Consider the following 25,148-nt stretch of genomic DNA (forward strand, 5'->3'; position numbering starts at 1 on the left):
ACCTGCTCGGCTAAGGAGGTGACCACCAATGCAACAACACACCACCGTCATCGACAAAGCGGCGATGGCACTCAGCGGCGGACTGATGCTGCTGGGAGTCGTTGTCCTCGGCATCGTGGAGATACTGGCGGGTAAGCCCTACAGCGCGGCACCGCTGACGAACGACGCGGGCGAGATCATCGCGACCCCGATGGTCGATCCGACGCTCCGGACCGGGCTGGTCTTGGCCGGCCTCCTAGTCTTGGCCCTGTACGGGGTCTACAGGCTCGTCGCCCCAATGAAGACTGAGACGGCCACGACACAGCAAGAAATCACGGCAGACTGAGCAGTCCTCGTTTTCGCTGTTTTGACCCGACGTGTCGCTCTTATCTACAGAAATGATAGTGGGTGCCGTTCCACCCCACCGATTCCCCACTAACAATGTATTTACTGTGTCTATATTAATCAAGTGGGGTAGTTTCTAATTCTGATAGAGCCCACCACAACGCTCATTTCTGTGGTGGTAGTGATTATTATATGCCTTCGCTGGTGGTCCACTACGCTTTTGTTGGGTTACTCGCCGCAACGCTGCTGGGTGCTGCATTCGATAAGCGGTCGTTGCTCCTGTCGATACTCGTCGTCACGTTTCCCGATGTAGACGCGTTCCTCGGTCTCTACTGGCAGGCCGGTCACCGAGCCGCGACGACGAACCTCGTCATCCCGGCGGTGCTGGCGCTCCTCATCGGAGCCGACCTGTACCTGCGCGACAAATCGTATATTAAGCGCCGCTGGGGGGCGTACGGTGTTCGAGTCAGCTGGTTCTGTGTTGTGGTGTATGCGGTGGGTCACGTACTGCTGGACTTGATTACTGGCGGTGCGAACCTCTTCTGGCCGCTGTACGACCAGTTCTATCAGCTCAGCGGCCATCTGGAGCTGTCGAGCCAGCGCGGTATCGTCCAGACGTTCGTCGAGCTACCCGAGCCGCGCGCTCAGACAGCCGGTGGCACCGGTACGGGCGGGAGCGGTGGCTCGACCACGCAGTCGATGGGCAACTCCAGCGAGGTGCAGATGAGTACCGGTATCGACCCCAATCCGGGCCAGCCGGAACCCGAGACTGTCGACCGTGTGTTCCCAATCGCCCGGAGCGGCTGGGAACTGGTCGTCCTCGTCGTCGGGACGCTCGCCACCGCCATCCGTCTGCGCATCGGCCACGACCTCCCGGAGGAGTGATGGGCTGCCGGTCGGCACTGTGGAGCGTTCGCTTTCGAGTCCTTCATATACGCCGTGGCCAACCGGGGAACCATGGGCTTCGAGGTACGCCGACGACTCAGTGTCGCCGACACGGTGACGTTGTTCAACGCCGTCGTCGGGTTCGTCGCCGGAGCCATCGCCTTCACTGACCCCCATCTGGCCGCTCGGCTCATTCTGCTGGCGGTTATCGCTGACGCTATCGACGGAATCGTTGCCCGGAACGGCGACAGTTCGGCGGTCGGCCCGCTGCTTGACTCCGTGACCGACGTGGTTTCGTTCGGTGCGACACCGAGCCTCTTTCTCTACGTGCTGTTGACGGACGCCTACGGCGGTATCGAGTCCGCGCACCCGGCCGTGTTCGTCGGCCTCGCGTTGCTCGCTTCCGCGTACGTCGTGTGCTCCATCGTCCGGACCGCCTTCTACTCGACGTACTTCAATTCTCCCGATGAGCGGCCGGGCATGCCGAACACCCTCGGGAGTATCATCATCGCGACGGCGTATCTGAGCGGCATCACGAACCCGCTCGTCCTGAGTGTCGGCGCGCTCGGTCTCTCACTGGCGATGATCGCGCCCTTCGACTATCCGAAACCCGGTCCCAAACACGCGGTGCCGATGGGCGTCGTGCAGGCGGTGGCCGTCGTCGCGCCGGCTGCGCTGTTCCGGGCCGGCCCGCGGGCGATGCTCGCCATCGCGCTACTGTTTTTCGCGCTCGGCCCGTGGTTTTACCCCGGAGAGTAAGACGCCAGCAGCTTCAGCCGTTCAGTTCCGCTCAGGCTCGTACAACTCTCGATCTTGATCGGTATATCTGGTGGTTTAAAGTCTGTTAATCCCATACATATGTGGTACAGAGTTCAACAGCAGGAATGGAATTCCAGTTCTCTTGGTACCTATATACCCCTCTTCTCTCCGCCGCAGTTTCGCTTCTTATCGCTGGTGTTGGCGTGTACTATCGCGACTGCACGGGGTCTCGCTCTCTCGTTTTTTTGATGGTTGCCATCGCCTGGTGGTCGGTGATGTCTGTGATTGAACTCGGGGCGACCGACCTTGCAACGAAGCGCCTCGCACTCAAGCTCATGTATCCCGCAATTGGGGCTGTTCCCGTCGCGTGGCTCCTGTTCGCCATCCAGTACACGGGTCAGACTCGCCTTCCGACCCGCAAAGAGCTGGCGGGCATACTCCTCGGGCCTGTCCTGATGATCTTGCTCGTGTGGACAAACCAATACCACGGGTGGTTCTGGTCCTCGATGGAGTTGGCTTTCCAGGGCTCGCTCCTCGTTTCAGTGACGGAGCGGGGCCCCGCGTTCTGGGCATGGACCGCATACGCGTACGTCGTGATGGCTGTGGGGACCGGCCTCATGCTGAAGCTGGCACTGTTCTCAGGACGCGTCTACCGTACCCAGGCGATCGGACTCAGCCTGGCAGCACTCCTCCCGTGGGGAGGAAACATTCTCTACCTTACCGGCGTCTCGAGCGTATTTGACCTGACCAAGATCGGATTCGTGTTCAGTGGCGTCCTTCTGGGGGGCGCTGTTTTTCGTCGGCAACTGCTTCAAGTCATTCCTGCAGCCCGAGAGATCGCCCGGGACGAGATCGTCGCGTCGATGAAAGAGGCTGTCATCGTCGTCGACGAACGCGACGTTGTCATCGATCTCAATCCACAGGCGAAAGCCATTATCGGGACACCGGGGGCAGCGTGGATCGGCCGGCCACTTGAGGATGTGCTCCCCGGTTTGATTGAGCTCCGTGACTCGCCAACCGACGACATCCCAGACCGTGCCGAAATTACCGTGCCTGTGAATGGCGAAGAGCGAGCATACGAAGTACGACAGACACCGCTGCATCGTGGCTACGGCACAGTCACGGGACAACTGATTACACTCACTGATGTAACCGAGCGCAAACAACGTGAACAACGCATCGAGCGCCAGCGCCAGCGCCTAGAGGTCGTCAACCGCGTCCTCCGCCACGACATCCGTAACGATATGCAGGTCATTCTGGGGACCACTGAGAACCTCCTCAAATCACAGCAAGCCCAGCCACAACTGAAGCGAATCAAACGGAAAGGAGAGGATATTGTCACATTAAGCGAGCGGGCTCGCGACCTTGAGCGGTTCGTCGGGGACGGCGCAGTCGAAACTACGACCGTCGATCTCAGCGCTGTCGTTGCAGACGTAATAGCTGACCTCGAACGGACGTATCCAGACGTGGAGTTTCGCGTCGAACGGCCGGACCGGGCGGAGGTATCCGCCGTAGATTTGATCGACTCCGCGCTGAGGAACGTTCTGGAAAATGCGGCCGAACACAACGACCAGTCGGTCCCAGAGGTATCGGTGACGGTTATGGGACCCACAGATGACGGGGACGTTACGGTTACGGTCGCTGATAACGGTCCCGGACTCCCTGACCGAGAGCAGGAGGTGATCGAAACGGGGACAGAAACGGCTCTCAAGCACAGCAACGGGCTGGGTCTCTGGATCGCCTACTGGACTATCACTACCTCCGGCGGAACCATCACGTTTGCCGAGAATACGCCACGAGGTTCGGTCATCACTATTCGCCTGCCATCTGCTTCAGCAGAACAGCCGAAGCCGTGACCGCCACTGTCGCCCCCTCCAGTCAGTAGTTGTGTGTCTCAATAGCGCCGCTTCAGTATATCTCAAACCGCTCAGACCGCGTCCTTGATGAACTCCTTCAGGAGGTCGTTGAACGTCTCGGCCTGTTCGACCATCGCCAGATGGGCAGCGTCGGGGACAAACGACACCTCTCCGTCGGGGATCTCGTGAGCCAGTGTCTCGTGATACGCGCGCGGAGTCAGTTTGTCGTGTTCGCCGCAGACGGCCAGCACGGGCACGTCAATCTCGCCCAGTCGCTCGCGCACGTCGAAACCGTGACACGTCATGAAGTCGCGGCGGGTTACCGCCTGCCCGACCGCCGCCATCTGCTCGCGGGAGCGAGACGCGGCCTCGTGGCCGGTGTCGTGGAACAGGCGGTCCCGTTCGTGCAGGAACTCGACGGCGCGGTCCCAGTCGTCTGCGAGCCATTCCTGCAGCCCTTCGAACACCGGGAGTTCAGGGCCGGTTCCAAGCAACACTATCGCCTCGGGCGTCCAGTCCCGCTCCAGTGCGACCCACTGGGCGACGGCCCCGCCAAGCGAGTTCCCGATCAGCACGTCCGCGTCTGTCTCCCGCCCCACAGCGACCACGTCGTCCGCGTAGGCGTCGAGCGTCGGGGTCCCAGCCTCGGTGTCGATATCGTCGGAGTCACCGTGCCCTGACAGGTCCAGTGCGACGGCGGGGTGAGCCGGTCCAGATGGCACGTATTGGTGACCCCACACGCGGTGTGTCGCCCCGCTGCCGTGGACATACAGCGCCGTCGACCCCGATGCCGCAGGCTGTGTCTGTCTGTACGCCGTGACTCGCCCGTCATGATCGACCTGTTCCATGCGACACCGTTCGGAAGCGGTGTGGATAAAAGGTTGGCGCGCTCAGATGAGGTGTGAACCGCATTCAAGCAACTCTCCTCATTTTTCTGCCGTACGGCGTATTTCGGCGATGAGGTTATATACTTATAGCACTTACTTTGGGTTAGCATGACTTCAGAACAGCAGTTGTTCGACGAGACGCCCCTCCGCCGATTCGAGTACGACGACAGCGTCGTGTTCGCGGCGGACGTGGGACCTGCCGCCGATGCGAGTGTCGATGTGGTCGATGGGACCGTCATCGTCGTCGCTGACGGCCACCAGTACGAACAGGACATCCCCGCTGACGACGCACGAGCGTTTATCAACCACGGGGTTCTCACTATCGAACTGTCAGACGGGGAGAGATAACTGATGAGACTCACTGTTAAACCACTCAAACAGAAAGACGCTGGCCGAGGCCTCGCGGCTATCGACCGCGCCGCGATGGACGAACTCGAACTCGAGAACGGCGACTACATCGTTCTCGAAGGGAAACAGGACAGCCGTGCAGTCGCCCGGGTGTGGCCCGGTTACCCCGAGGACGAAGGGAACGGCATCGTCCGTATCGACGGGCAGCTCCGCCAGGAAGCTAACGTCGGTATCGACGACCCCGTCAACATCGAGAAGGCCGACGTCAACCCCGCGACCTCGGTCACTGTCGCGCTGCCCCAGAACCTTCGGGTCCGGGGCAACGTCGGTCCGATGATCCGCAACAACCTCAGCGGCCAGGCCGTCACACAGGGCCAGACGGTTCCCGTTAGCTTCGGCCTCGGACCGCTTTCCTCGATGTCCGGCCAGAAGATCCCGCTGAAGATCGCAGAGACCGAGCCCTCCGGCACGGTCGTCGTGACCGACTCCACGGACATCCAGGTCAGCGAGATGCCCGCCGAGCAGGTCCACAGCGGCGAGGGCGCACCTGAAGCGAGCGACACTCCCGACGTGACCTACGAGGACATCGGCGGGCTCGACCGCGAACTCGAACAGGTCCGCGAGATGATCGAGTTGCCGATGCGTCACCCCGAACTGTTCCAGCAGCTCGGTATCGAACCGCCGAAAGGCGTTCTCCTGCACGGCCCGCCCGGCACGGGGAAGACGCTGATGGCCAAGGCCGTCGCCAACGAAATCGACGCGTACTTCACCACCATCTCCGGGCCGGAGATCATGTCGAAGTACTACGGCGAGAGCGAGGAGCAACTCCGTGAGGTCTTCGAAGAGGCCGAGGAGAACGCCCCCGCTATCGTCTTCATCGACGAGATCGACTCCATCGCCCCGAAACGTGGCGAGACCCAGGGCGACGTGGAGCGCCGCGTCGTCGCCCAGTTGCTCAGCCTGATGGACGGGCTCGAAGAGCGCGGACAGGTCATCGTCATCGGCGCGACGAACCGCGTCGATGACATCGACCCGGCGCTGCGCCGTGGCGGCCGCTTCGACCGCGAGATCGAAATCGGCGTCCCGGACAAGAAGGGCCGCAAGGAGATCCTGCAGGTCCACACCCGCGGGATGCCACTCTCCGAGGAGATCAACATCGAGAACTACGCCGAGAACACCCACGGCTTCGTCGGCGCTGACCTCGCGACCCTCACGAAAGAGAGCGCGATGAACGCCCTGCGGCGCATCCGTCCCGAACTCGACCTCGAATCCGACGAAATCGACGCCGAGGTGCTCGAACGCCTGGAAATCAGCGATAAAGACTTCCGCGAGGCGATGAAGGGCATCGAGCCCTCCGCGCTCCGGGAGGTCTTCGTCGAAGTCCCGGACGTCACCTGGGACTCCGTCGGTGGGCTCGAAGACACCAAGGAGCGGCTCCGGGAGACCATCCAGTGGCCGCTGGAGTACGAAGACGTGTTCGAGTCGATGGACCTCGAAGCCGCAAAGGGCGTGCTGATGTACGGCCCGCCCGGCACGGGGAAGACGCTGCTGGCGAAGGCCGTCGCCAACGAGGCCCAGTCCAACTTCATCTCCGTGAAAGGGCCGGAACTCCTGAACAAGTTCGTGGGTGAGTCCGAGAAGGGCGTCCGCGAAGTGTTCAGCAAGGCCCGCGAGAACGCCCCGACTGTGGTGTTCTTCGACGAAATCGACTCCATCGCCGGCGAACGTGGCGGCGGGACGACCGATTCCGGCGTCGGCGAACGCGTCGTCTCCCAGCTCCTGACGGAACTGGACGGCATCGAGGACATGGAGAACGTCGTGGTCGTCGCGACCACGAACCGTCCGGACCTCATCGACGACGCGCTCCTGCGCCCCGGCCGACTCGACAGGCACGTTCACGTGCCCGTCCCGGACGAGGAGGCCCGGCACGCTATCTTCCAGGTCCACACCCGCGACAAGCCGCTGGCCGACGGCGTCGACCTCGACGACCTGGCCAGCCGAACGGACGGCTACGTCGGCGCGGACATCGAAGCGGTCGCCCGCGAGGCGTCGATGGCCGCGACCCGGGAGTTCATCAACAGTGTGGACCCCGAGGATATCGGCGACAGTGTCAGCAACGTCCGCGTGACGATGGACCACTTCGAGCACGCGCTCTCCGAAGTCGGCCCCAGCGTCACCGAGGAGACCCGCGAGCGCTACGACGAGATCGAACAGCGCTTCGACCGGGCTGAACCCGGCGTGACCGACGAAAGCACGGCCAGTCGCACCTTCCAGTAGCGACGGTCGGCACTGACGCCGATTTTTGCGTAATAGAGCGGTTTGCTGGCTGCGTTATTCGTCTGCAACCCTGTCTATCGTGATTTCCCGACACTCATAGGCTTCCTTCGTGGCACCGGACCCGCCGACAGTGACTGGTCCGTCCTCGGTCTCGATGGTGAGTGACCGTTCGGCCGGGTTCGTGCTCGATGCGGGATAGACGAGACTCTGCCGGGCGTTTATGACCGGCCCCGATATCGTTGTTTCAGTTCGGTCCGCAGTCGAGAGTACCCGGGCGCGAGCAGTGATCGGCGTCCCCGCGCGAAGCGCCAGCGCCGACATGAGCACCGCGAACTGAAAGGCAGAGAACGTCCGCGGGAACTCACACACGTCGGCGACGTAGCGTTCCGTCCCCATCAGCCAGTGGCTACCGAGAAACATCGTGAACTGGTCGTGCGCGAGGTTCTTGTTATCGAACTTGGTTGCCTGATATTCTGCTATCGAGTCAGTCAGCATTCCAGAATGCCCAGTGAGTCCACGCTGAGTGTCGGCGGTCACGAGCAACGGGGTGATGTTGCTCTCGATTGTCCTGACCGCTGTTGCGATATCCTCGTACGCGGGCGTCGGTACTGTCTCATCGCCATGGACCAGTAACAACACCAACACATCTCGCTCGATAGCGGCACTGAGTTGCGGCACAAGCTCCGAGAGGGCGGATATCGGCACAGCAACCGTGAGACTCTCCTCGGCACTGTCGATAAGTGATCGTATCGCATCGAGGACTGCCGACTGAGTCCGATGAATCTCCATCCCCGGTTGTGCCATCATCAGAGGGTACACTGCCACGAGTATAAATCGTCCCCTGAATTGGGCGATACCGTCGCTGAGACGGTGGAAGTGTCACCAGTAGGGATGGTCGTGGTGTAACTTCTTTATGTGTGTGTCTCTTCGGACGGGTGATGAAGTCACAGCCCACCGTCCTGTTCGTCCGTAGTCCGAGCCAGGACAGGGCCGCGATTTCGATGCTTCGAGACAGCGGTCTCACCGTCCATGAGTTCGACGGTGTTCGTGAACTGGAGTGTGCGCTCGGCGAGTACGACACGGATTGTGTCGTCACGAACTGCGAAGTGGAGAACTTGGACGGAACACAGTACCTCGGTGGGCTAACGGTTATCGAACGACTGCGGGAAAGCCATCCCGAACTTCCAGTCGTCCTTTTTGCTGAGGTGACGAACGGAGACATCGCTCGTGAGGCATATGGCCGCGACGTGTTCGGGTACGTTCCGAACACCGTGGCAGACGCCCACCAGCGGCTTCTGGCACAGGTCGACGCCGCCGTCGCGTCCAGCCCGGCCCGTCAACGGGCAAACAAGCGAAAACAGCTCAACGAGGCCGTCCGGCTGGTTAATCAAGCGCTCGTCCGCTCACAGTCACGGATGGATATCGAACGCGATGTCACAGCAGTTCTGGCGGGCACGGCCAGGTACAGCGAAGCCTGTACGGTGACCTGTCAGCACGACAGGCCGGTCGTTCGAGCGCTGGGCTCACAGCGAGACCGCGTTTCCATCGCCGTGCCGGAGCCGTTGCGTCGCGCCGACTCGGAGGACAGACTTGTCGTTGCAGACATCGACCCAGCAACGCTCGCGGACGACACAGACGCACTGGAGACGGACTGCGTCCGCGTGCTCGCTGTGCCACTGGTGTACGATGGGACGTCGTACGGTGTCCTCGGAGTGTACGCCGACCGTGTCGATATCTTCGATATGGAAGAACAGGACACGTTCCGGGAGGTCGGCCACAATATCGCGCTGGCTATCGACGCGAGCCAGACGAAAGACGCGCTCCAGCAGCGGACGACAGAACTGGAACGACAGAAAGAGCGGCTCCGAGAGCTCGCACAGATCATCTCACACGAACTCCGGAACCCGCTTCAGGCAGCGATGGGACGGGTCGAACTCCTCGCCGCTGAACACGCCGCCGAAGAGTTTGACGCCATCCAGCGCAGCCACACCCGTATTTCGTTCCTCATCGACGATCTCATGGAAATCGCGCGACAGGGCGGCAGACAGTACACTGTCGAGCCGGTCGCGCTCTCCGACGTGATGGGGGACGCCTGGACGACGGTCGACACCGATGGGTCGACCATCGAAATCGACTGTACTGAGACGATATTGGCCGATAGCACCCGGCTGTGTCAGCTCGCAGAGAACTTCTTTCGGCTCGCCACGGACCAGGCCGACACCGGGAAGGTAACGATCACGGACACGGCCGATGGGTTCGCCCTCGAACACGACGGCCCTCCGTTGGAGGCGGGAAACGAGGGGCCGTTTGAACTCTACTACGCCTCCACTGATGAAGGAGTCGGGCTCCATCTCGCTGTTATCCGGGAAATCGCACACGGTCACGGATGGGAAATCACCCTCTCCAACGAATCGACGGGACGGGTCCGTCTGGACGTAACCGGTGTCCAGCGGCCGTCAGCGAAAACCACGTAGGACCCCGCCTCGCCGTACGCGACTCGAAACCGTATTCTGGATTCAGTCCGGAGTTGTGGTATGGATCTTCAGGCTCGGTATCGCGTGCCAGCACTCACTGGCCTGTTGACGGTCGTGTCGCTTGCGCTCGTGTTCGGGGCCGTTCTCGGGGCCATTCCCCAGTCGGCTCTCCCCGCTGCGCCCGCGAGCGTTCTCGGGGCCATCCCCCACGCCAACGCCGTAGTCAGCGCTCTCGCTATCGGAACAATCATCGGCGGTGTCCGGGCCATCCGCCGCGGAAACATCGCTCGACACCGGAAACTGATGCTCTCCTCGTTTGGCCTGTTCGCCCTGTTTCTCGTGCTGTACCTCTACCGGATAACGCTTGTCGGGCCGACGGACTTCACCGGCCCGTCGGTCGTCGAGACCTACTTCTACCTGCCGTTTCTCGCGGTCCACATCTTGCTCGCCATCATCGCCATCCCGGCGGTGTACTACGTCCTGCTGCTGGCTTACACATACCCCGTCTCGGAACTGCCATCGACAAACCATCCGCGAGCCGGAAAGCTGGCCGCAAGCCTGTGGCTCATCTCCTTCTCGATGGGTATCGTTGTGTACGCGATGCTGTATCTGGTCTGGTAAGGATTACTCGCGCTCCGTTCGGAGCAACCCAAACCACAACATGTCACGCCACGCGCCGTCGAGATACCACTCCTCGCGGTGTGTCCCTTCCTTCGTGAATCCAAGCCGTTCGACCACCGCGACGGAGCGGTCGTTCCCGCCCACAATCTTTGCCGACCACTTCCGGAGCGCCCGCTGGTCGAAGCCGTACCGGACCAGTCTACCCGCCGCCTCAGTGGCGTACCCCTCGCCCCAGGCGTCCGGGTCGAGCCAGTAGCCCAGTTCGGCTGTGCCCCGCTCCGGGTCGTGGTCAGTCATGGCGACGAGCCCGACCGGTTCGGTTCGGTCCTCGACCCGTCCGAGACTCCCGGCCGGGTCGACACAGACCAGCAGATGAACCGAGTCCTCATTGGAAAGTGTCTCCTCATAGAACGTCTCCAGTTGGTCGGCCGTTGAGGGTTTCGCGTACGTCCCCAGCCCCCAGACCTGTTCGTGGTGGAACACCTGCCGTATCCAGTCGAGGTCGTCGCGGTCTGGTGACCGGAGGGCTGTCCGCTCGGTTTCGAGAAACGCGGGACCAGGCATGGCTGGACGCTCACCCGGAGGCAGTAAAAACGTGATGCCCTTGTGGCCGCTCACAGCCGCCTTAGTCGTCAGCTGGGCGCGACTGCGTGCCAATGTCCGGGCGGGCCACGTCGCGGTCCGTCGCCTCGCCATCAATGTCGTAGGGGTATTCGCCGGTGACACAGCCGAGACAGAGGTCAGTCCGGCTCTTGTCCAGCGTTTCCGCGATGGCATCGATAGAGAGATACGACAGCGAGTCCGCCTCGATTTCCTCACGGATTTCCTCGACGGACTGGTTCCCGGCGATGAGTTCATCACGGGAGGCCATGTCGATGCCCATGTAGCACGGGGCGACGATGGGCGGCGCGCCGATGCGGACGTGGACCTCCTCGGCCCCGGCGTCTTTCAGCAACTGAATCAGTTGCGTCGAGGTGGTCCCGCGGACGATAGAGTCGTCGATGATGGTGACGCTTTTGCCCTCGATTGTGGACTTGATGGGGTTGAGCTTCAGTCGGACAGCCCGCTCGCGTTCGTCTTGCGTCGGCATGATGAACGTACGGCCAACGTACCGGTTTTTCATCAGCCCTTCGGCGAACTCGATGTCCGAGCCGTCGTCCTGTGCGGCCTCAGCGTATCCGGAGGCGAACGCACGCCCGGAGTCGGGCACCGGCAACACCACGTCCGACTCGACGCCGGACTCCTCCCAGAGTTTCCGACCGAGTTCGCGCCGGACCTCGTAGACGAGGTTCTCGTCGATGGTCGAGTCCGGTCGCGCGAAGTAGACGTGTTCGAAGAAGCAATTGGCCGTGTTCTCCGGTTCGACGAGCTGATAGGTGTCGTAGCCGGTGCCGTCGGCGTGCAGGACGACGAGTTCGCCGGGCTTGACGTCCCGGATCAGTTCGCCGTCGAGCGTATCGATGGCGGCTGATTCGGAGGCGAGGACGTAGCCGTCCTCGAGTTCGCCGATACACAGCGGCCGGTTCCCCTGCGGGTCGCGCACGCCGAGGACCGTCTCGTCGTGCATGATGGTCAAAGAGTACGACCCGTGGATGCGGTTCATCGTCCGCTTGACAGCCCGAACCAGATCCTCCTCGAGGAGATTACGCGCGAGGTCGTGGGCGATGACCTCGGTGTCGCCATCGGACGTAAAGGCGTGGCCGAGGTCAGCCAGTTCGTCGCCGATCTCGTCAGCGTTGACGAGGTTCCCGTTGTGGGACAGTCCCAGCGACCCCGACTTGAACGAGACGGAGAACGGCTGGGCACAGCAGGCGTTGACGCTCCCGGCAGTCGGGTATCGGACGTGGCCGATCCCGTTCGAGCCGTTGAGCGCCTCCAGGTCGCCGGGGTCGAATGCGTCACCGACGAGTCCCATTTCGACGTGGCTGTACTGCTGGAACCCGTCGTGGGTGACGATGCCGGCCGATTCCTGGCCGCGGTGCTGGAGCGCGTACAAGGAGTAGTAAAGCGGTCGGGCGGCGTCACGGTCCTCCAAAGAGATGCCAACAACGCCGCACTTCTCGTGCATTTGTGTTGAGTGTGTTATTCGCCTGCTTTCGACTGCCACTCGTAGTCACGCCGCTTGGCCGACTTGCCGAAACCGCACGACGAGCAGACCTTCTTTTTCGTGTGATACGACTTTTCACCACACCGTCGACACTTCGTGTGCGTCGTGGTGTTTTTCTTGCCCTGACTCGGAGTTCCTGCGCCAGTCATGGAGTAATTGAGACGACGTTATCGCCGCGTATAATCGTTGTGTCTTCATCCTCGACGACGAGGTTCATGTGTTGGTCGTAGCCAGTGAGTTCCCCCTCGAACAGTTCGCCACCCTTCAGCTGTACGGTGACTGTCTCACCGAGGGACGCTTCGAGTACATCTAGCGGTCGTCCACTCATGTACGGTTTGGATAGTGATGGCCGCTTAAACGTACCGTTTGTCTGATGGCGCGCGAGAGCGTTCAGATATCCTACACGTCAACGCTAAAGGGCGCTTGCTCGGCCGCTCGGACGGCGAAGCCAGCCAGCAGGTCTGCGAGCGCGTCGAGGTCGTCGGGGTCGATAACCTCGACCGGCGTGTGCATATAGCGGTTCGGCAGGCCGACGTTGACTGACGGAATCCCACCGCGGGAGGTGTAGAAAGCGTCCGCGTCGGTCCCGGTCCGGATACCGGTCGCCTGTAACTGGATGTCAATGTCCTCGGCGTCGCTCGTTTCTCGAAGCGCATCGACGGCGACCGGATGGTTCGCGCTCCCGCGGGCAACGACCGGTCCCTCGCCGAGTTCCACACCCGTCGCGGCTTTGCCCGGCGAGCCCGGTGCGTCCGTTGCGTGCGTCACGTCCGCTGCGATGGCGACATCGGGCGCGAGGTCGAATCCGACCATCTTCGCACCCTGTACGCCGACTTCCTCCTGCACCGTCGAAACAGCGTACACCGTTGCGTCCGCATCTGACTCTGCTGCGCGGCGGAGTCCCTCAGCGGCCGCCCAGATGCCGATACGGTTGTCCATCCCCCGTGCAGCGAGGCGGCCGTTCTCCAGTTCACTCAGCGTCTGGACGAATGTCACCGGGTCGCCGCGGTCGACGAGCGATTCTACCTCGTCACCGTCCACTGCCCCAACGTCGACGTGCTGTTCGGAGATTTCGGGGACTGAATCGTCGTCCGAATCCCGGAGGTGAATCGCAGTCTGTCCCACGACACCCGAAACGGGACCGTCAGCCGTGTGAATAGTGACGTGTTGCCCGCGTGAGACGGTCTTGTCAGAGCCGCCGATGCGGCCCAGTTTGACGAAGCCGTCGTCCGTGAAGTCCCGAACGATGAACCCGATTTCGTCGCCGTGGCCCGCAAGCGCAACGGTCGTGTCGCCGCCCTCGACCTTCGCGACAGCGTTCCCGTAGTCGTCCGTTCGGACCTCGTCGGCGAACTCACTGACGTAGTCGAGCCACACCCGCTGGCTGTCGGCCTCGTATCCAGACGGGCCGGGCGTTGTCAGCAGCGATTCAAGGAACTCTCGTCGTCGTGTGTCCATATGGGGCATAATCGCCCCGTGGTGATGAAATCAACGGACGGCAGATGGTCTACGACCATCCCAGCGTGGTCCCGGTACCGCCACGGCTAAGAGTCGCGGTATCGAACTGTCAGTATGGCAGAATTCACCTTCCTCGAACTGCATCTCGACGGCGCGGAGTTCACTGCGAACGCCCCATTCAGCGCTGCTGACGATGACGACGAATCGGAGCGCAAATCGCGGTGGTCGCGGTCCCAGACGGAAAAAGCGAGCGACGAAACGGACGCAGAAGGCGGCAGTGGCCCCAGCATCGGTCGCATCGCGCTCGCGGTGCTCGGTGTCGTCGCAGTTGTCGCGCTCGTTCTGCGCCTGTATTTCGGCGGGTCTGCCGCTGATGACGACAGCGACGAAGCGCTGTAGGGCCACGTCTCGTGCCACAGCGAGCAACGAACCGAACGCTAGTGGTCGTTTTCACAGGGAGAAGGCCTATTTTGTCCCGCCACATTTCAGACGTATGGGATTATACCACAGCGTTCAGGCTGTCGCCAGCGCGACCGGCGACGGCCCCATCGACTGGAGTGCTGTCGCCGACGCCGCGAAGGGTGCCACGGACACGGGTGACCTCACCGTCGAGACGCCCGAACGCGACGGCTACGCGACCGACGTTCGGGACGCGCGGGATCGCGTCCGGGAGGTCGGCGAACTTGCCTTTGATCTTCCCGAAACCGTCGAAATCCAGAACCGGCATCACTGGATCGACGCCAACGTCGCCACGTTCAGCCGCGTGATGGAGCCGATAGAACAGCAGGCCGAGTATATGCCCGGCATCGCCCGCGTCGTCAACACCGGATCGATGGCCGTTGCGCTGTCGTTTCTTGGAAACAACGTTCTGGGCCAGTACGACCCCGTCTTGCTCGCGGACAACGACGCCCACGCGCTGTACTTCGTGCGCCCCAACATCAACCGGGTCGCCGACCAGTTGAACGTCGAACGGGACCGCTTCCGCCGCTGGATCGCCTTCCACGAAGTCACGCACGCGGCGGAGTTCGGTGCAGCCCCGTGGCTGTCTGACCACCTCGAAACAGCGATGGAGGACGCCATCGACAACCTCACCGACGGCAACATCGACCGCACAACGCTTGGCGAACTCGATACGACGATGACTGCCGTCGAAGGGTACGCGGAACTGCTGATGGACCGTGCCTTCGACGACGAGTACGACGACCTGCGGCGGAAAGTCGACGAGCGCCGACAGGGACGTGGCCCCATCGCGTCGCTCATGCGCCGACTGCTCGGCCTCGGAATGAAACGCCAGCAGTACGAACGCGGGAAGGCGTTCTTCGACACGGTCGCCGACGCCCGCGGCGTCGCTGCGGCCGGACGCGTCTGGGATTCGCCGGACACCCTCCCCACCGAAGACGAGATAGAGACGCCGACGCTGTGGATCGACCGCGTCGATCCCTGAAAGCGCTACAGCACGCTGCGTGGTCGCACGGAACGGTTATTTTTCCGGTTCTTCTACAGGCCCTTCTATTTTCGCGACCTCGAGGAGGATTTCGCTGTTCGATTCGTCGACAGCGACAACTGTCCCGGCGACGACGAGCTTCGATATTGGCGTCGGGCCGAGAATGACGGCCTGTCCCTCACTGAAATCCTGCACCGAACTCTGGAGGTGGAACCGGGCGCGGCACTTCTCCGGGTCGTGAACGTTCGTGAAATTAATTTCCTCGACGGTGACGTCGACCCGGTCGTAGTCGTGGGCGACGACGACGCTCTCTGCCTCGTCTATCTGCTGGCGGTCGATTGCGTCGAATGCCTCGGACGTCGGCTTGTAGCCACCCGTCGGGCCGGGAATACCTTCGACAAGTCCCAGCGAGGTCAGACTCTGCATCTGGTTCCGTACCGTTCCGGGGTTCCGGTCGATCTCCTCCGCGATTGTCTCGCCGGTAACCGCCTCACCGGTCTGTTGATACCTGTTTACCAGCGTCGTAAGCATCGTTCGCTGGCTGTTGTTCAGATCGATGCTAACCATACCGGAGTGTATCGGGAGCGGCTACTTATCCCATTGGGTTCACTCATTCACCGCCAGTCGCTCTCACGGAGGTGGCTACTCCATGTATCCCAGTTGCTTCAGGCGGTCCTCGACTGCGTCGCCGTCATCGCTTCCAAGGGCGTCCTCGATACTGAGCGGGTCACGTTCGCCGATGGCGGGGTCCTCAGGGAACACCGGGAGCACTTCGCCGCGCATATCAGTCGGGATAGCACAGCCGTGGGCGGCCAGCACCGTTGGCGCGATATCGAGAATGCTGATTCTGTCGAGTTCGCCCTGTGGCTCGAAGTCCGGCCCGCTGGCGGCGAAAATGCCGTAGGGTGTGTTCTCGGCCGCCCAGCGGTCGGGGCCGCTCTGGATGGTCCCGCCGCCGATGCCGTCGTTGACGTGGACACCTGGGCGCTGGTCGACAACGACCTCTGGACCGGCGTCGACATAGGGGCCGTTGTACACGTCCTCGCCTCTGTACACGTCAGTGAACAGCGGCCCGTGCTCGTCTTCGACCTCGCTGAGGTCGGCAATCAGCGACTCACGGACCGATTCCACGTCGAATCGGGGATTGATGTACACCGGCCCCTGCCCGCTGGCGACGACCTTCGTCTGTTCCAGGTCGATAGCTTCGAGCTTTCGGTCCCGTTTGACGCCGTCGCGTTGCGGGACGAGTTGCTGGATAGACTCGGGGACGACGCGGGCAAGTGTGTCGACCAGTCCAGCCCGCTTTGCGACCGCGAGCAGGTTCTCTCGGTCGAGCCCGATTCGGGTGAGCACGGCGTCGACGCTCGTGTCCCGGACCTGGTAGCCGTTCTCGGCCAGCCACTCGTTGATGTAGAACTCCGTCTGGGTGGCGTCACAGCCGTGGTCGGACATCAGGACGAGGTTCAGGTCCTCGCGGTCGTCGAGTCGGCCGACCCACTCGTCGACGAGCTGCCACGCGCGCAGGCTCGGCTCGTCGTCCCAGAAGAAGTGATGCAGGACGTTCAGATAGAACAGCGTCACATGGACGAAATCGAGGTCCCGCTCGTCCAGTAGCGTCGTCGCGACCTCAAAGCGCTTCTCTAGCAGGTCCAGAATGGCCTCGACCTCCGCGCCGCGCTCGTCGTTCGAGGACAGCAGCGGGTCCGGGTGGACGCTGTAGTCGAACCGCGATTCGAGTTCCTCGGCCAGCTCCGGCGGCGAGGTGTAGCCGGAACTGATCGAGCGGTACTCCCCTTCAACGGCGTCCGGGCCGCCGGCAACCACGAGGTCGTCGATGTCCCGCGGGGGGTACATCGTCGGCATATTGACGACGCCAGCCGACTGCCCCTCGTCGTTGAGGTAGTCCCACAGCTCGGCGGTGTCGTAGTCGCCGCCGTTCATCACGTTGATCTCGCCCGCGGCGAGGTCGACGTTCTCGAACCAGAAGACGCCGAACCCGCCGGGGTCCTTACCCGAGGAGTAACACTTCCAGTTCGGGAACGTGACTGGCGGCAGACAGCTCCGCGTCCCCGCCCAGGTGCCGGTGTCCCGCAGCGCGGCCAGGTTCGGGAGCTCGCCGGCCTCGATCCACGGGTCGAGCAGTTCCCAGCTCGCTCCGTCAAGTCCGACGACGAGGGTCTTCGTCATGGTGAGACGGAGACAGGGGAGTCACTAGTCCCTTTCGCACCCTGTCTATGGGAGTGCAACACGACCACCCGACCAAACCGACAACGCGTCACTTTTGAGCGCGCCGCCGGAAGGGCTGGTATGAGCAACCGGTCGGACATCGCACCGGACACCGTCTCGGTCGAGTTAACCGAGGACGGCGTCGTCGTGGAGTACCTCGACGGCCGCCAGGCGTTCTATCACGGCGTCCCAACGACGGTCGAGGGGAGTATCCAAACTGCGCCGGGAAAAGACACACACGTCCTGATTACCGACAAGACAGAGACGTCAGGTATCCTCGTGTACGTCAACGACCTCCGGACGCACGACGACATTCTCGAAGAAACGGGCGTCGGACGGGTCATTCTCGACGACGGTGAGGAGGACGAACTGTTCCCGGGGGTTACGGTCCGGGATAATCAGATGCGGACGGCGGTCGAGGTGGACTACGACGTGACGAACGGCCGGGTGTTCGTCTTCGAGGAGGACGAACTCGGCGAGCGGAGCTACGAAATCGTCGAGGGGTGAGACTACGGTGGGACAGGCGCGACTGCGGGGCGAGGACCGTTACTGGATGTAGGACGGGTCTTCGTCGTCACAGTTCTCCTCGTGCTGGCGCGCGTCGTTCTGGTCGTCGAACATCAGGCCACAGGTCTCGCACTTGTACCACATGACCTCGTCTCGCTCAGTTTGGACAACCATATCAGAACCTCGAATTGCCGTCCGTATATTATTTTCCCGCAACACAACGGGAACCCTCAAGGGAGTCGGATTGCAAGAAGGCGGCATGAGCGGGTCCACTGAGGCCGGTGTCGAACTCACCGTCGAGGGTGCGAACAAGCGCGACGCCGGGCGCGGTATCGCACGACTGCCGGAGTCCGCACGGACTGAATTGGGCGTGCTGAGCGGGTCGCCCGTCATCATCGACGGGGATGACATGACTGTCGTGAAAGTCTGGCCGGCTGACGATGACGGCTCGTTTGTCCGTATCGATTCGGACACTCGGGCGAACGCCGGCGTCAACATCGGCGACACTGTCACAGTAACAAGCGGGTCGGTCTCAGAGGCCACCGAAATCGCCGTCCAGCCGGTTGAACCGATGCCGGGGAGCGAGGACTATGAGAGTCTGGTCAGGAAGCGTCTCGTCGACCAGATTATTCAGGCCGACGAACGGACGCACATCGATGGATTGGGGACCTTCCTCGTCCGCAAAACGTCTCCGTCGGGGCCGGTCCGGGTTACCGACGCGACAGCGGTGACCGTGCTGCCGGGACTCGACGGCGGCAGCAGCGCGGGCCAGTCGTCATCCGACGAGGCAACAACAACGAACACGCCGACCGCCGAAACAGAGTCCGGGGTGAGCTACGAGGACATCGGCGGCCTCGACGAGGAACTGGACCGCATCCGCGAGATGATAGAGATGCCGCTCTCGGAGCCCGAGGAGTTCCGCCGTCTGGGTATCGACCCGCCAAGCGGGGTCCTGCTGCACGGCCCGCCCGGGACGGGGAAGACCCTCATCGCCCGCGCCGTTGCCAACGAGGTCGACGCCTACTTCGACACCATCTCGGGTCCCGAAATCGTCTCGAAATACAAGGGCGAAAGCGAGGAACGGCTCCGCGAGGCCTTCGAGAAAGCCGAAGCGAACGCGCCGGCCATCCTCTTCGTCGACGAGATCGACTCAATCGCCGGCTCCCGGGACGAGGACGCCGACATGGAGAACCGGGTCGTCGCCCAGTTGCTTACGCTGATGGACGGCCTCGAAGACCGGGGCCGCGTCGTCGTCATTGGCGCGACGAACCGCGTCGACGCCATCGACCCGGCGCTGCGCCGCGGTGGCCGCTTCGACCGCGAGATTGAAATCGGCGTCCCCGGCGAGCACGGTCGCCGCGAGATTATGGACGTCCACACGCGGGACATGCCGCTGCACGACGACGTGGATCTGGACCGGATCGCCGCACAGACCCACGGCTTCGTCGGGGCTGACCTCGCATCACTGACTACTGAGGCCGCGATGGCCGCGCTCCGGACCGACCGCGATGATGGCGATGTCCATCAGGACGACTTCGAGACCGCGCTTGCAACGGTCGACCCCAGTGCGATGCGGGAGTACGTCGCCGAGTCGCCGACGGCGACCTTCGACGATGTGGGCGGGCTGGCCGAGGTCAAGCAGACGCTGACCGAGACCATCGAGTGGCCGCTGTCGTACGGTGAACTGTTCACCGCGACCAACACCGACCCGCCAAGCGGCATTCTACTGTATGGCCCGCCGGGGACCGGCAAAACCCTGCTCGCTCGGGCCGTCGCCGGCGAGAGCGACGTGAACTTCATCCACGTCGCCGGCCCCGAAATCATGGACCGCTACGTCGGCGAGAGCGAGGAAGCGGTCCGGGAACTGTTCGAACGCGCCCGCCAGACCGCGCCGAGCATCATCTTCCTCGACGAGATAGACGCCATCGCCAGCCACCGCGGTCAGGGCAACGAAGTCACCGAGCGCGTCGTCTCCCAGCTACTCGCTGAACTCGACGGCATCACCGAGAACCCCAATCTGGTCGTGCTGGCTGCGACTAACCGCCGGGACATGATCGACGATGCGCTCCTGCGACCGGGTCGCCTCGAACAGCACGTCGAGGTCCCGAACCCCGACCGTGACGCCCGCGAGGAGATTCTCGCCGTCCACACCGCCGGGAAGCCACTCGCCGCTGACACCGATATCGAGGACCTTGCCGAAAAGACCGACGGCTTCTCTGGCGCAGAGCTGGAGGCCGTCGTCCGCGAAGCGTCAATGCTGGCTATCCGGGAGGTCGCGTCCGCCTACGGACCAGAAGAAGCCACCGAGAACGCTGAGGAAGTGGAGATCACACCAGCACACTTCAGCGAAGCGCTTGAACGGGAACGCACGCGGTAGCTCGCGTGGCTCGCTGGGAATCTTGGTCGGACTATCCGCTGAGCGGGAGCGCTTCGTCGGTAGTATCCGAAAGGCGAGGAGAGGCGAAAGGGTCGACTCCGGGAGAGGAGTGAAAAGGCTGTCCGGACAGCCTTGGCGGACGAGCGACGCCGAGTGGCCGAGCAGCGAGACGGGCGTTAGCGCCGGCATCGACGTGAAAAGCGCCTTGCCGGCAGGTACTCGTAGCGAGTGCACACGCAAAAAAGGCCCGGTGTCGGGTTCCGGCTACGCGTCGTCGTCGGGCGACTCATCAGTCGGTTCGGGAGTTGGTTCCTGCTGTGGGTCGCTACTGCCGTCGTCGCCGTCTTCTATGGCCGATTCAGACGTGCCACGTCGGCCCAGCACCGGGAGCGACCGACCGCGGAGGAGTCGGCGGCCGCCGACGACTGGGACGGCGAGGACGACGAGCCACGGCGCGAGACTCGCGGCGGTCACCAGCAGCCCACGAGTGAACACGTACACGTCGGTCACTGACGAGAGGAACGCAGCGACAAGCGACTGCTCGTGGTACGGCACTTGCTGGGCCGACGGCTCGGGCGCTGGCTCATGGATCTCGACGCGCAGCGTCGAATAGGCGACCCGCTGTTCGAGCGAGCGCTTCTGTGCTTCGAGGCGTTCGATGTCGCTCTGGACCGACGACAGTTCTTCCTCGATGCGGAGCAGTTCCGCCGTGCTGTTGGCCTGTTCGTAGAAGGTCCGCAGTCGGTCGCGGCGCTCCCGGAGGTTGGTCAATCGCGCTTCGAGGTCGACCAGTTTGTCGGTCACGTCTTTCGTCGTTGTTTCCTCGGAGCGGACCGTTCCCTGCTTGCTCACCATCGACTGCGTCGGCTCGTACTCCTCGCTTGGCACTCTGACGACGATGTAGCCGGTGTACCACGTCTCGCCGTCGTCACGGTGGAGTTCGCGGTTCGAGTCGCTCACGTATCCGCCGGACGTGCGAGCGCGAGCGGCGATTGCATTGGCTGTCGCGGAGTAGTTCTCCACTTCGACCACCATCCGTCCGTTGCGAATGATTGCCCGGTCGGCCGCCGCGTCGCCGGCCTGAATGTTTTCGCTATCGCCAGCGCTCGCCTTGGAATCCGCTTCGACGGGCTGACTCGACCCGTCGCCGCCGCTGGACATCTGTGCGCCATCGCCGCCGCCCTGTGCCTCGCCCGCATCGCCACTTCCGCCCATGCCGGTACAGCCGGCCAGCAAGAGGAGACCGACGACAGCAAGGACCCTGATTCGGGAAGCCATACGGGACGGACTCGTTCTGAGAGCAGTATAATGACGGCGAACGCTCAAAAACCGCTTTTTGTTAAACAGCGACTGCAGTTACGGCCAGTCCGTCCGGCGGTCAGCAAGCGCCGGGAACTCCTCGCGGACCTGGTCGACGCGCGCCGGGTCGAGGGTGGCAGTCACCAGCGCCGGGTGGTCGTCAGCGCTGGCCAGTGTCGTCCCCCACGGGTCGTACACCGTCGACCGCCCCAGCAGTTCCGCCTCCTCGAACTGTCCGACGCCGTTCGCCGCGGCGACGTACAGTTGGTTCTCGACGGCACGGGCGCGACCGAACAGTTTCCAGTGTTCGACGCGCGGATACGGCCACGCACTGGGCACGAGCGTCAGCGTCACACCTTCGTCGACGAGGTGGCGATACAGCTCGGGGAACCGGAGGTCATAGCAGGTGGTGACTCCGATGGTGAATTCCTCGAAGTCGACAGTCGGAACCGTCTCACCCGGCTCCAGTAACTGGGATTCCGCAGAGTCGTAGCCGAACAAATGGTGTTTCCGGTACACCGCCCGACGTTCCCCGTCGCGGTCGAAGAATACAGCAGTATTGGCCAGCCCCTCATCCGCGGGCACGTCGAACCCGCTGTCAGCGCTGGCCGCGAGGTCCTCGACGACGCTGCCGGCCAGCACCGCCACGTCGTGGTCCGCGGCGACGCTGCGAATCTGGCTGAGCGTCTCGCCGTTCAGTCCCTCCGCCTCGCGAGCGTAGCGGTCGAAGGCGAAGTACCCGATGTTGAACAGTTCCGGGAGCACGACGAGATCCGCGCCCTCCGCGGCCGCGTCCCTGATGGCGGTCGTCGCGCGACTGACGTTCTCGGTCACCGAATCCGACGATACGTCTGTCTGGGCAAGCGTGAGCCTCATACTTCGACTTCGAGGTCGTCCCGCAGCGCCTGTTCGAGGTTTTGCATCTCATCGTCGAGGTTCCGCTTGAAAAACCGCTCGACGCCGGGGAGTTTGCCGTCGACGATGAACCGGTTCGTCAGTTTCGTCCCGCCGTCGGCCGTCTCTTCGAGTTCGTGCTCGCCCTGGACGGTCATCACCTTCGAGCGACCGATAAAGCGGGCGTACTCCGGGCGGCGCTGTTCGACGTCCTCAGTTTTTACCGTCATTGTCTGACTGACCACCGGAATTGGGAGCTCAATCGACCAGTTTGCGTGTGTGTCGTCGATGATTTCCCAGTCAGTGACCACACTAATCGGCCGGGCCCGTTTATCCGGGTCGGTGATGAATTCCCAGACACGTTCCGGTGTGGCCGGCACAGTCATCGTTCGTTCGACCCGGACAGTCATGGAAGGTACTGAGGACTACTGGCCGATGAATCCACCGATTGTCACAGTGCGTAAAACCCGACGGGCTATCCGGTCGGCGTGACGCGCCACGTCGTCGACCGCGCTCGGCCCCACTTCTCGATTTCGACTTCGTCGGCCTCTTCAGCTAAGCGTGGCAGCCGCGCTCCCACTTGCTTCGAAGAGAGGCCGAGTTGCTCAGCGATGTTCTTCGCGCGGAAGTAGCTCTCTCCACGCGAGACGCTGTCCCGGAGATATTCGAGAATGCGTCGGTCTTCCTCGCTGTAATCGGCCATACAAGAGATACGGTCTCTGCGTTTTTAACGGTTCCCTTCACAGTCTTGCGGCTGATACCAGTATCAGGCGTCGTAGGCGTGGATCGCCACGATTGCCACGGCCGCGGCCAGCATCGCAAGCCCGAACGCGCCGCCAGATGTCACGAGCAGGTTCCCCGTCTCAAGTTCCTGTGCGTGCAGAATCGCGTAGTTATAGCTGTTTGTTGCTGTGACCACGGCCGCGCCGACAGAGACGAGCCCGAACAGCAGGGCCAGGCCCGTCCCCATGTCGCTTTTGGACGCCTTGGAACTCATGTATGACGCTTTCGGTGTTGCCCACTTAGTTCATTCGGGCTGGAGCCACAGGACATATACCTCCCCATTGGAGATGGATGTGCAACTATGGGTCGGTTGAAAATAGTTGGCGTGCTGGTTGTCGCAGTCGCTGCTGTCGCGGGGGGCAGCGTCGCACTCGGCGTCCTGGGCACGCCCAGTGTCGCGTCGGTGGACAATCACTTCGCAGGTGTCTCGAACCAGACGACTACCGTGGCGACGGACCTGACCGTGACCAATCCCAACCCGGTCGGCGTCCAGCTGGGCGGCGTCGGACTCAATTACACGGTCTCAATGAACGGCGTAGAGATGGCACAGGGCGACAGGCAGGGCATCGGTCTCGGCACCGGCAACTCGACGCTACAGTTCACCACCGACATGCAAAACGACCGTATCCCGCCGTGGTGGGTCACTCACATCGACAACGGCGAGACGACGACAGTAGGTATCGACGCCACCGTCACGTCCTCGATGCTCGGCGGACAGTCAGTGTCCTTCAGTCAGGAACGAACTATCGAGACGGACCTCCTCAGCCAGTTCAACTCCACCGAGACGCGGCCCGTTGAGGCAGACCAGCCGCTCGTGTCGGACCCCGTCCTCTACATCAACGAGACCCGCGGCGCGTGGGACCAGAGGAATCTCACACAGTCCGAGACACCACTGAACCTTGCCTTCGACGTGTACAACCCAAAGCCGTACCCTTACACAATCACCAAAGTCGGCTACACTATCCAGATGAACGACGTGACCGTTGGCGAGGGCGAGACGGATCGTGGCTACGTCCTCAGCCCCGGTGAGGAGACGACGCTCGAAGCGAACACCGCTATCCAGAACGAGAATCTAGACCGCTGGTGGGTGACCCATCTCCAGCGAAATCAATAGACAGACCTCTACAGGCGGAGCAGGCCGAGTGCCTCGGGGCTTGACCCCGAGGGTGAAGGCCGTAAGCCCCGTTAAACGTGTTCCGTTCGCTCGATATACTGCTCAATCGTGTCGGTCGAAACATCACCCGCCGTCCCCACGTAGTACGATTCCTCCCAGAACCCACCTCCCCACAGATACTCCTCCAAGTACGACTCGTACTGTTCCCACATCTCCCGCGCCGTGATGCTCTTGACCGTTCGCACAATCTCGCTCGGCGCATGCTTCGGGTGGGCTGACAGGAACAGGTGTACGTGGTCGGGTGAGATGTGGAGCGACAGTATCTCGTAGCCGTACTCGTCGCACATGGCACGGAAACTCGCTTCCAGCGAATCCTTGATTGGTTCGAGAATGGTGTGGCGGTACTTCGGACACCACACGAAGTGGTAGTTAATGTTGTACACCGTGTGGTTCGACCGCTTCTCGCCCATACATACCAATACAACGACCAATCGAAAGTATTCTTTGA

At 62.5% G+C, this 25,148-nt stretch carries 29 protein-coding genes; 13 read left to right on the forward strand and 16 right to left on the reverse strand.

Annotated elements, in window-relative coordinates; translation table 11 throughout:
* Positions 1-28: 28 nt before the first annotated feature.
* From BDK61_RS08860 to BDK61_RS08875, 4 genes are all read left to right on the forward strand, one after another.
* Positions 29-325: a hypothetical protein gene (locus BDK61_RS08860; protein ID WP_004961612.1), complete on the forward strand. Its 297-nt coding sequence runs from the start codon at positions 29-31 to the stop codon at positions 323-325.
* Positions 326-516: 191 nt separating this feature from the next.
* Positions 517-1,209: a metal-dependent hydrolase gene (locus BDK61_RS08865; RefSeq protein ID WP_004961609.1), complete on the forward strand. Its 693-nt coding sequence runs from the start codon at positions 517-519 to the stop codon at positions 1,207-1,209.
* Positions 1,210-1,281: 72 nt separating this feature from the next.
* Entirely contained in the window at positions 1,282-1,968 is a 687-nt protein-coding gene (locus tag BDK61_RS08870) for a protein sorting system archaetidylserine synthase (RefSeq protein WP_121303920.1), read from the forward strand.
* Positions 1,969-2,093: 125 nt separating this feature from the next.
* Positions 2,094-3,824: a histidine kinase N-terminal 7TM domain-containing protein gene (locus tag BDK61_RS08875; RefSeq protein ID WP_121303031.1), complete on the forward strand. Its 1,731-nt coding sequence runs from the start codon at positions 2,094-2,096 to the stop codon at positions 3,822-3,824.
* A gap of 71 nt (positions 3,825-3,895) precedes the next feature.
* On the opposite strand, the gene BDK61_RS08880 is transcribed toward BDK61_RS08875, so the two are convergent.
* The gene (locus tag BDK61_RS08880) at positions 3,896-4,672 is read right to left on the reverse strand and encodes an alpha/beta fold hydrolase (RefSeq protein WP_121303032.1); all 777 of its coding nucleotides are present in this window, start codon (positions 4,670-4,672) and stop codon (positions 3,896-3,898) included.
* A gap of 147 nt (positions 4,673-4,819) precedes the next feature.
* Here BDK61_RS08880 and BDK61_RS08885 point away from each other — a divergent pair, with 147 nt between their 5' ends.
* Both BDK61_RS08885 and BDK61_RS08890 read left to right on the forward strand, forming a co-directional pair.
* The gene (locus BDK61_RS08885) at positions 4,820-5,059 is read left to right on the forward strand and encodes a DUF7127 family protein (RefSeq protein ID WP_121303033.1); all 240 of its coding nucleotides are present in this window, start codon (positions 4,820-4,822) and stop codon (positions 5,057-5,059) included.
* A gap of 3 nt (positions 5,060-5,062) precedes the next feature.
* Positions 5,063-7,336, forward strand: coding sequence for a CDC48 family AAA ATPase (locus tag BDK61_RS08890; protein WP_121303034.1), 2,274 nt, complete (start codon positions 5,063-5,065; stop codon positions 7,334-7,336).
* Positions 7,337-7,390: 54 nt separating this feature from the next.
* On the opposite strand, the gene BDK61_RS08895 is transcribed toward BDK61_RS08890, so the two are convergent.
* Positions 7,391-8,143: a TrmB family transcriptional regulator sugar-binding domain-containing protein gene (locus tag BDK61_RS08895; RefSeq protein ID WP_121303035.1), complete on the reverse strand. Its 753-nt coding sequence runs from the start codon at positions 8,141-8,143 to the stop codon at positions 7,391-7,393.
* A 131-nt stretch (positions 8,144-8,274) separates the two neighbouring features.
* Between BDK61_RS08895 and BDK61_RS08900 the strand changes: the two genes are divergently transcribed.
* Positions 8,275-9,810, forward strand: a complete 1,536-nt coding sequence (locus tag BDK61_RS08900) for an ATP-binding response regulator (RefSeq protein WP_121303036.1) — start codon at positions 8,275-8,277, stop codon at positions 9,808-9,810.
* 60 nt (positions 9,811-9,870) lie between these two features.
* On the forward strand, positions 9,871-10,431 hold the full coding sequence (locus tag BDK61_RS08905) for a DUF420 domain-containing protein (protein WP_004961586.1): 561 nt from the start codon (positions 9,871-9,873) through the stop codon (positions 10,429-10,431).
* A gap of 3 nt (positions 10,432-10,434) precedes the next feature.
* On the opposite strand, the gene BDK61_RS08910 is transcribed toward BDK61_RS08905, so the two are convergent.
* The 5 genes from BDK61_RS08910 to BDK61_RS08930 form a co-directional block, all read right to left on the reverse strand.
* A complete protein-coding gene (locus BDK61_RS08910; RefSeq protein ID WP_121303037.1) occupies positions 10,435-10,995 on the reverse strand; it encodes a GNAT family N-acetyltransferase in 561 nt (186 codons plus the stop codon).
* Positions 10,996-11,056: 61 nt separating this feature from the next.
* Entirely contained in the window at positions 11,057-12,499 is a 1,443-nt protein-coding gene (gene purF / locus BDK61_RS08915; RefSeq protein ID WP_121303038.1) for an amidophosphoribosyltransferase, read from the reverse strand.
* Between the two features lie 14 nt (positions 12,500-12,513).
* Entirely contained in the window at positions 12,514-12,687 is a 174-nt protein-coding gene (locus BDK61_RS08920) for a 50S ribosomal protein L37e (RefSeq protein ID WP_004517916.1), read from the reverse strand.
* Positions 12,684-12,866 carry an LSM domain-containing protein gene (locus BDK61_RS08925; protein ID WP_004517917.1) on the reverse strand — a complete coding sequence of 61 codons (183 nt, stop codon included), beginning with the start codon at positions 12,864-12,866 and terminating at the stop codon, positions 12,684-12,686. Before BDK61_RS08925 ends, BDK61_RS08920 begins: the two co-directional genes overlap by 4 nt.
* Before the next feature lie 71 nt (positions 12,867-12,937).
* Entirely contained in the window at positions 12,938-13,996 is a 1,059-nt protein-coding gene (locus BDK61_RS08930) for a M20/M25/M40 family metallo-hydrolase (RefSeq protein WP_007190422.1), read from the reverse strand.
* A 114-nt stretch (positions 13,997-14,110) separates the two neighbouring features.
* Between BDK61_RS08930 and BDK61_RS08935 the strand changes: the two genes are divergently transcribed.
* The gene (locus tag BDK61_RS08935; RefSeq protein ID WP_004961574.1) at positions 14,111-14,395 is read left to right on the forward strand and encodes a hypothetical protein; all 285 of its coding nucleotides are present in this window, start codon (positions 14,111-14,113) and stop codon (positions 14,393-14,395) included.
* Between the two features lie 94 nt (positions 14,396-14,489).
* Positions 14,490-15,440: a zinc-dependent metalloprotease gene (locus BDK61_RS08940; RefSeq protein ID WP_004961571.1), complete on the forward strand. Its 951-nt coding sequence runs from the start codon at positions 14,490-14,492 to the stop codon at positions 15,438-15,440.
* A gap of 36 nt (positions 15,441-15,476) precedes the next feature.
* On the opposite strand, the gene BDK61_RS08945 is transcribed toward BDK61_RS08940, so the two are convergent.
* Both BDK61_RS08945 and BDK61_RS08950 read right to left on the reverse strand, forming a co-directional pair.
* Complete coding sequence (locus tag BDK61_RS08945) at positions 15,477-16,007, reverse strand: Rrf2 family transcriptional regulator (protein ID WP_121303039.1); 531 nt, start codon at positions 16,005-16,007, stop codon at positions 15,477-15,479.
* A gap of 75 nt (positions 16,008-16,082) precedes the next feature.
* Entirely contained in the window at positions 16,083-17,627 is a 1,545-nt protein-coding gene (locus tag BDK61_RS08950) for an alkaline phosphatase family protein (protein WP_121303040.1), read from the reverse strand.
* Positions 17,628-17,747: 120 nt separating this feature from the next.
* On the opposite strand from BDK61_RS08950, the gene BDK61_RS08955 reads away from it, so the two are divergent.
* The gene (locus tag BDK61_RS08955) at positions 17,748-18,173 is read left to right on the forward strand and encodes a DUF5796 family protein (protein WP_011223244.1); all 426 of its coding nucleotides are present in this window, start codon (positions 17,748-17,750) and stop codon (positions 18,171-18,173) included.
* 39 nt (positions 18,174-18,212) lie between these two features.
* Here the strand turns inward: BDK61_RS08955 and BDK61_RS24170 are convergent, their stop codons facing one another.
* Positions 18,213-18,347, reverse strand: coding sequence for a DUF7128 family protein (locus BDK61_RS24170; RefSeq protein ID WP_004961558.1), 135 nt, complete (start codon positions 18,345-18,347; stop codon positions 18,213-18,215).
* 85 nt (positions 18,348-18,432) lie between these two features.
* Between BDK61_RS24170 and BDK61_RS08960 the strand changes: the two genes are divergently transcribed.
* Positions 18,433-20,550 (forward strand): CDC48 family AAA ATPase, encoded by a 2,118-nt coding sequence (locus tag BDK61_RS08960; protein WP_121303041.1) that lies wholly within the window; start codon positions 18,433-18,435, stop codon positions 20,548-20,550.
* A gap of 264 nt (positions 20,551-20,814) precedes the next feature.
* Here BDK61_RS08960 and BDK61_RS08965 read toward each other — a convergent pair whose 3' ends face one another.
* From BDK61_RS08965 to BDK61_RS08985, 5 genes are all read right to left on the reverse strand, one after another.
* Positions 20,815-21,828, reverse strand: a complete 1,014-nt coding sequence (locus BDK61_RS08965) for a DUF4349 domain-containing protein (protein ID WP_121303042.1) — start codon at positions 21,826-21,828, stop codon at positions 20,815-20,817.
* Between the two features lie 78 nt (positions 21,829-21,906).
* On the reverse strand, positions 21,907-22,725 hold the full coding sequence (locus BDK61_RS08970) for a carbon-nitrogen family hydrolase (protein WP_121303043.1): 819 nt from the start codon (positions 22,723-22,725) through the stop codon (positions 21,907-21,909).
* Positions 22,722-23,153 (reverse strand): SRPBCC family protein, encoded by a 432-nt coding sequence (locus tag BDK61_RS08975; RefSeq protein WP_004961545.1) that lies wholly within the window; start codon positions 23,151-23,153, stop codon positions 22,722-22,724. The genes BDK61_RS08970 and BDK61_RS08975 overlap by 4 nt, the downstream gene beginning before the upstream one ends.
* Before the next feature lie 65 nt (positions 23,154-23,218).
* Positions 23,219-23,446, reverse strand: coding sequence for a DUF7123 family protein (locus tag BDK61_RS08980; RefSeq protein WP_004592831.1), 228 nt, complete (start codon positions 23,444-23,446; stop codon positions 23,219-23,221).
* 63 nt (positions 23,447-23,509) lie between these two features.
* Entirely contained in the window at positions 23,510-23,740 is a 231-nt protein-coding gene (locus BDK61_RS08985) for a DUF7525 family protein (RefSeq protein WP_011223248.1), read from the reverse strand.
* Between the two features lie 87 nt (positions 23,741-23,827).
* Between BDK61_RS08985 and BDK61_RS08990 the strand changes: the two genes are divergently transcribed.
* Entirely contained in the window at positions 23,828-24,640 is an 813-nt protein-coding gene (locus tag BDK61_RS08990) for an LEA type 2 family protein (RefSeq protein WP_244209746.1), read from the forward strand.
* A 71-nt stretch (positions 24,641-24,711) separates the two neighbouring features.
* On the opposite strand, the gene tnpA is transcribed toward BDK61_RS08990, so the two are convergent.
* Positions 24,712-25,110, reverse strand: coding sequence for an IS200/IS605-like element ISHma7 family transposase (gene tnpA / locus BDK61_RS08995; protein ID WP_121303044.1), 399 nt, complete (start codon positions 25,108-25,110; stop codon positions 24,712-24,714).
* Positions 25,111-25,148 lie beyond the last annotated feature (38 nt).

Origin of the sequence: Haloarcula quadrata, assembly GCF_003634715.1 — an archaeon.
Lineage (GTDB): Archaea > Halobacteriota > Halobacteria > Halobacteriales > Haloarculaceae > Haloarcula > Haloarcula marismortui.

Excerpts from the sequence above, each read along its gene's own strand:
- BDK61_RS08860 (WP_004961612.1), top strand. The coding sequence starts at position 29 with ATGCAACAACACACCACCGTCATCGACAAAGCGGCGATGGCACTCAGC.
- BDK61_RS08865 (WP_004961609.1), top strand. The coding sequence starts at position 517 with ATGCCTTCGCTGGTGGTCCACTACGCTTTTGTTGGGTTACTCGCCGCA.
- BDK61_RS08870 (WP_121303920.1), top strand. The coding sequence starts at position 1,282 with ATGGGCTTCGAGGTACGCCGACGACTCAGTGTCGCCGACACGGTGACG.
- BDK61_RS08875 (WP_121303031.1), top strand. The coding sequence starts at position 2,094 with ATGGAATTCCAGTTCTCTTGGTACCTATATACCCCTCTTCTCTCCGCC.
- BDK61_RS08880 (WP_121303032.1), bottom strand. The coding sequence starts at position 4,672 with ATGGAACAGGTCGATCATGACGGGCGAGTCACGGCGTACAGACAGACA.
- BDK61_RS08885 (WP_121303033.1), top strand. The coding sequence starts at position 4,820 with ATGACTTCAGAACAGCAGTTGTTCGACGAGACGCCCCTCCGCCGATTC.
- BDK61_RS08890 (WP_121303034.1), top strand. The coding sequence starts at position 5,063 with ATGAGACTCACTGTTAAACCACTCAAACAGAAAGACGCTGGCCGAGGC.
- BDK61_RS08895 (WP_121303035.1), bottom strand. The coding sequence starts at position 8,143 with ATGATGGCACAACCGGGGATGGAGATTCATCGGACTCAGTCGGCAGTC.
- BDK61_RS08900 (WP_121303036.1), top strand. The coding sequence starts at position 8,275 with ATGAAGTCACAGCCCACCGTCCTGTTCGTCCGTAGTCCGAGCCAGGAC.
- BDK61_RS08905 (WP_004961586.1), top strand. The coding sequence starts at position 9,871 with ATGGATCTTCAGGCTCGGTATCGCGTGCCAGCACTCACTGGCCTGTTG.
- BDK61_RS08910 (WP_121303037.1), bottom strand. The coding sequence starts at position 10,995 with ATGCCTGGTCCCGCGTTTCTCGAAACCGAGCGGACAGCCCTCCGGTCA.
- purF (WP_121303038.1), bottom strand. The coding sequence starts at position 12,499 with ATGCACGAGAAGTGCGGCGTTGTTGGCATCTCTTTGGAGGACCGTGAC.
- BDK61_RS08920 (WP_004517916.1), bottom strand. The coding sequence starts at position 12,687 with ATGACTGGCGCAGGAACTCCGAGTCAGGGCAAGAAAAACACCACGACG.
- BDK61_RS08925 (WP_004517917.1), bottom strand. The coding sequence starts at position 12,866 with ATGAGTGGACGACCGCTAGATGTACTCGAAGCGTCCCTCGGTGAGACA.
- BDK61_RS08930 (WP_007190422.1), bottom strand. The coding sequence starts at position 13,996 with ATGGACACACGACGACGAGAGTTCCTTGAATCGCTGCTGACAACGCCC.
- BDK61_RS08935 (WP_004961574.1), top strand. The coding sequence starts at position 14,111 with ATGGCAGAATTCACCTTCCTCGAACTGCATCTCGACGGCGCGGAGTTC.
- BDK61_RS08940 (WP_004961571.1), top strand. The coding sequence starts at position 14,490 with ATGGGATTATACCACAGCGTTCAGGCTGTCGCCAGCGCGACCGGCGAC.
- BDK61_RS08945 (WP_121303039.1), bottom strand. The coding sequence starts at position 16,007 with ATGGTTAGCATCGATCTGAACAACAGCCAGCGAACGATGCTTACGACG.
- BDK61_RS08950 (WP_121303040.1), bottom strand. The coding sequence starts at position 17,627 with ATGACGAAGACCCTCGTCGTCGGACTTGACGGAGCGAGCTGGGAACTG.
- BDK61_RS08955 (WP_011223244.1), top strand. The coding sequence starts at position 17,748 with ATGAGCAACCGGTCGGACATCGCACCGGACACCGTCTCGGTCGAGTTA.
- BDK61_RS24170 (WP_004961558.1), bottom strand. The coding sequence starts at position 18,347 with ATGGTTGTCCAAACTGAGCGAGACGAGGTCATGTGGTACAAGTGCGAG.
- BDK61_RS08960 (WP_121303041.1), top strand. The coding sequence starts at position 18,433 with ATGAGCGGGTCCACTGAGGCCGGTGTCGAACTCACCGTCGAGGGTGCG.
- BDK61_RS08965 (WP_121303042.1), bottom strand. The coding sequence starts at position 21,828 with ATGGCTTCCCGAATCAGGGTCCTTGCTGTCGTCGGTCTCCTCTTGCTG.
- BDK61_RS08970 (WP_121303043.1), bottom strand. The coding sequence starts at position 22,725 with ATGAGGCTCACGCTTGCCCAGACAGACGTATCGTCGGATTCGGTGACC.
- BDK61_RS08975 (WP_004961545.1), bottom strand. The coding sequence starts at position 23,153 with ATGACTGTCCGGGTCGAACGAACGATGACTGTGCCGGCCACACCGGAA.
- BDK61_RS08980 (WP_004592831.1), bottom strand. The coding sequence starts at position 23,446 with ATGGCCGATTACAGCGAGGAAGACCGACGCATTCTCGAATATCTCCGG.
- BDK61_RS08985 (WP_011223248.1), bottom strand. The coding sequence starts at position 23,740 with ATGAGTTCCAAGGCGTCCAAAAGCGACATGGGGACGGGCCTGGCCCTG.
- BDK61_RS08990 (WP_244209746.1), top strand. The coding sequence starts at position 23,828 with ATGGGTCGGTTGAAAATAGTTGGCGTGCTGGTTGTCGCAGTCGCTGCT.
- tnpA (WP_121303044.1), bottom strand. The coding sequence starts at position 25,110 with ATGGGCGAGAAGCGGTCGAACCACACGGTGTACAACATTAACTACCAC.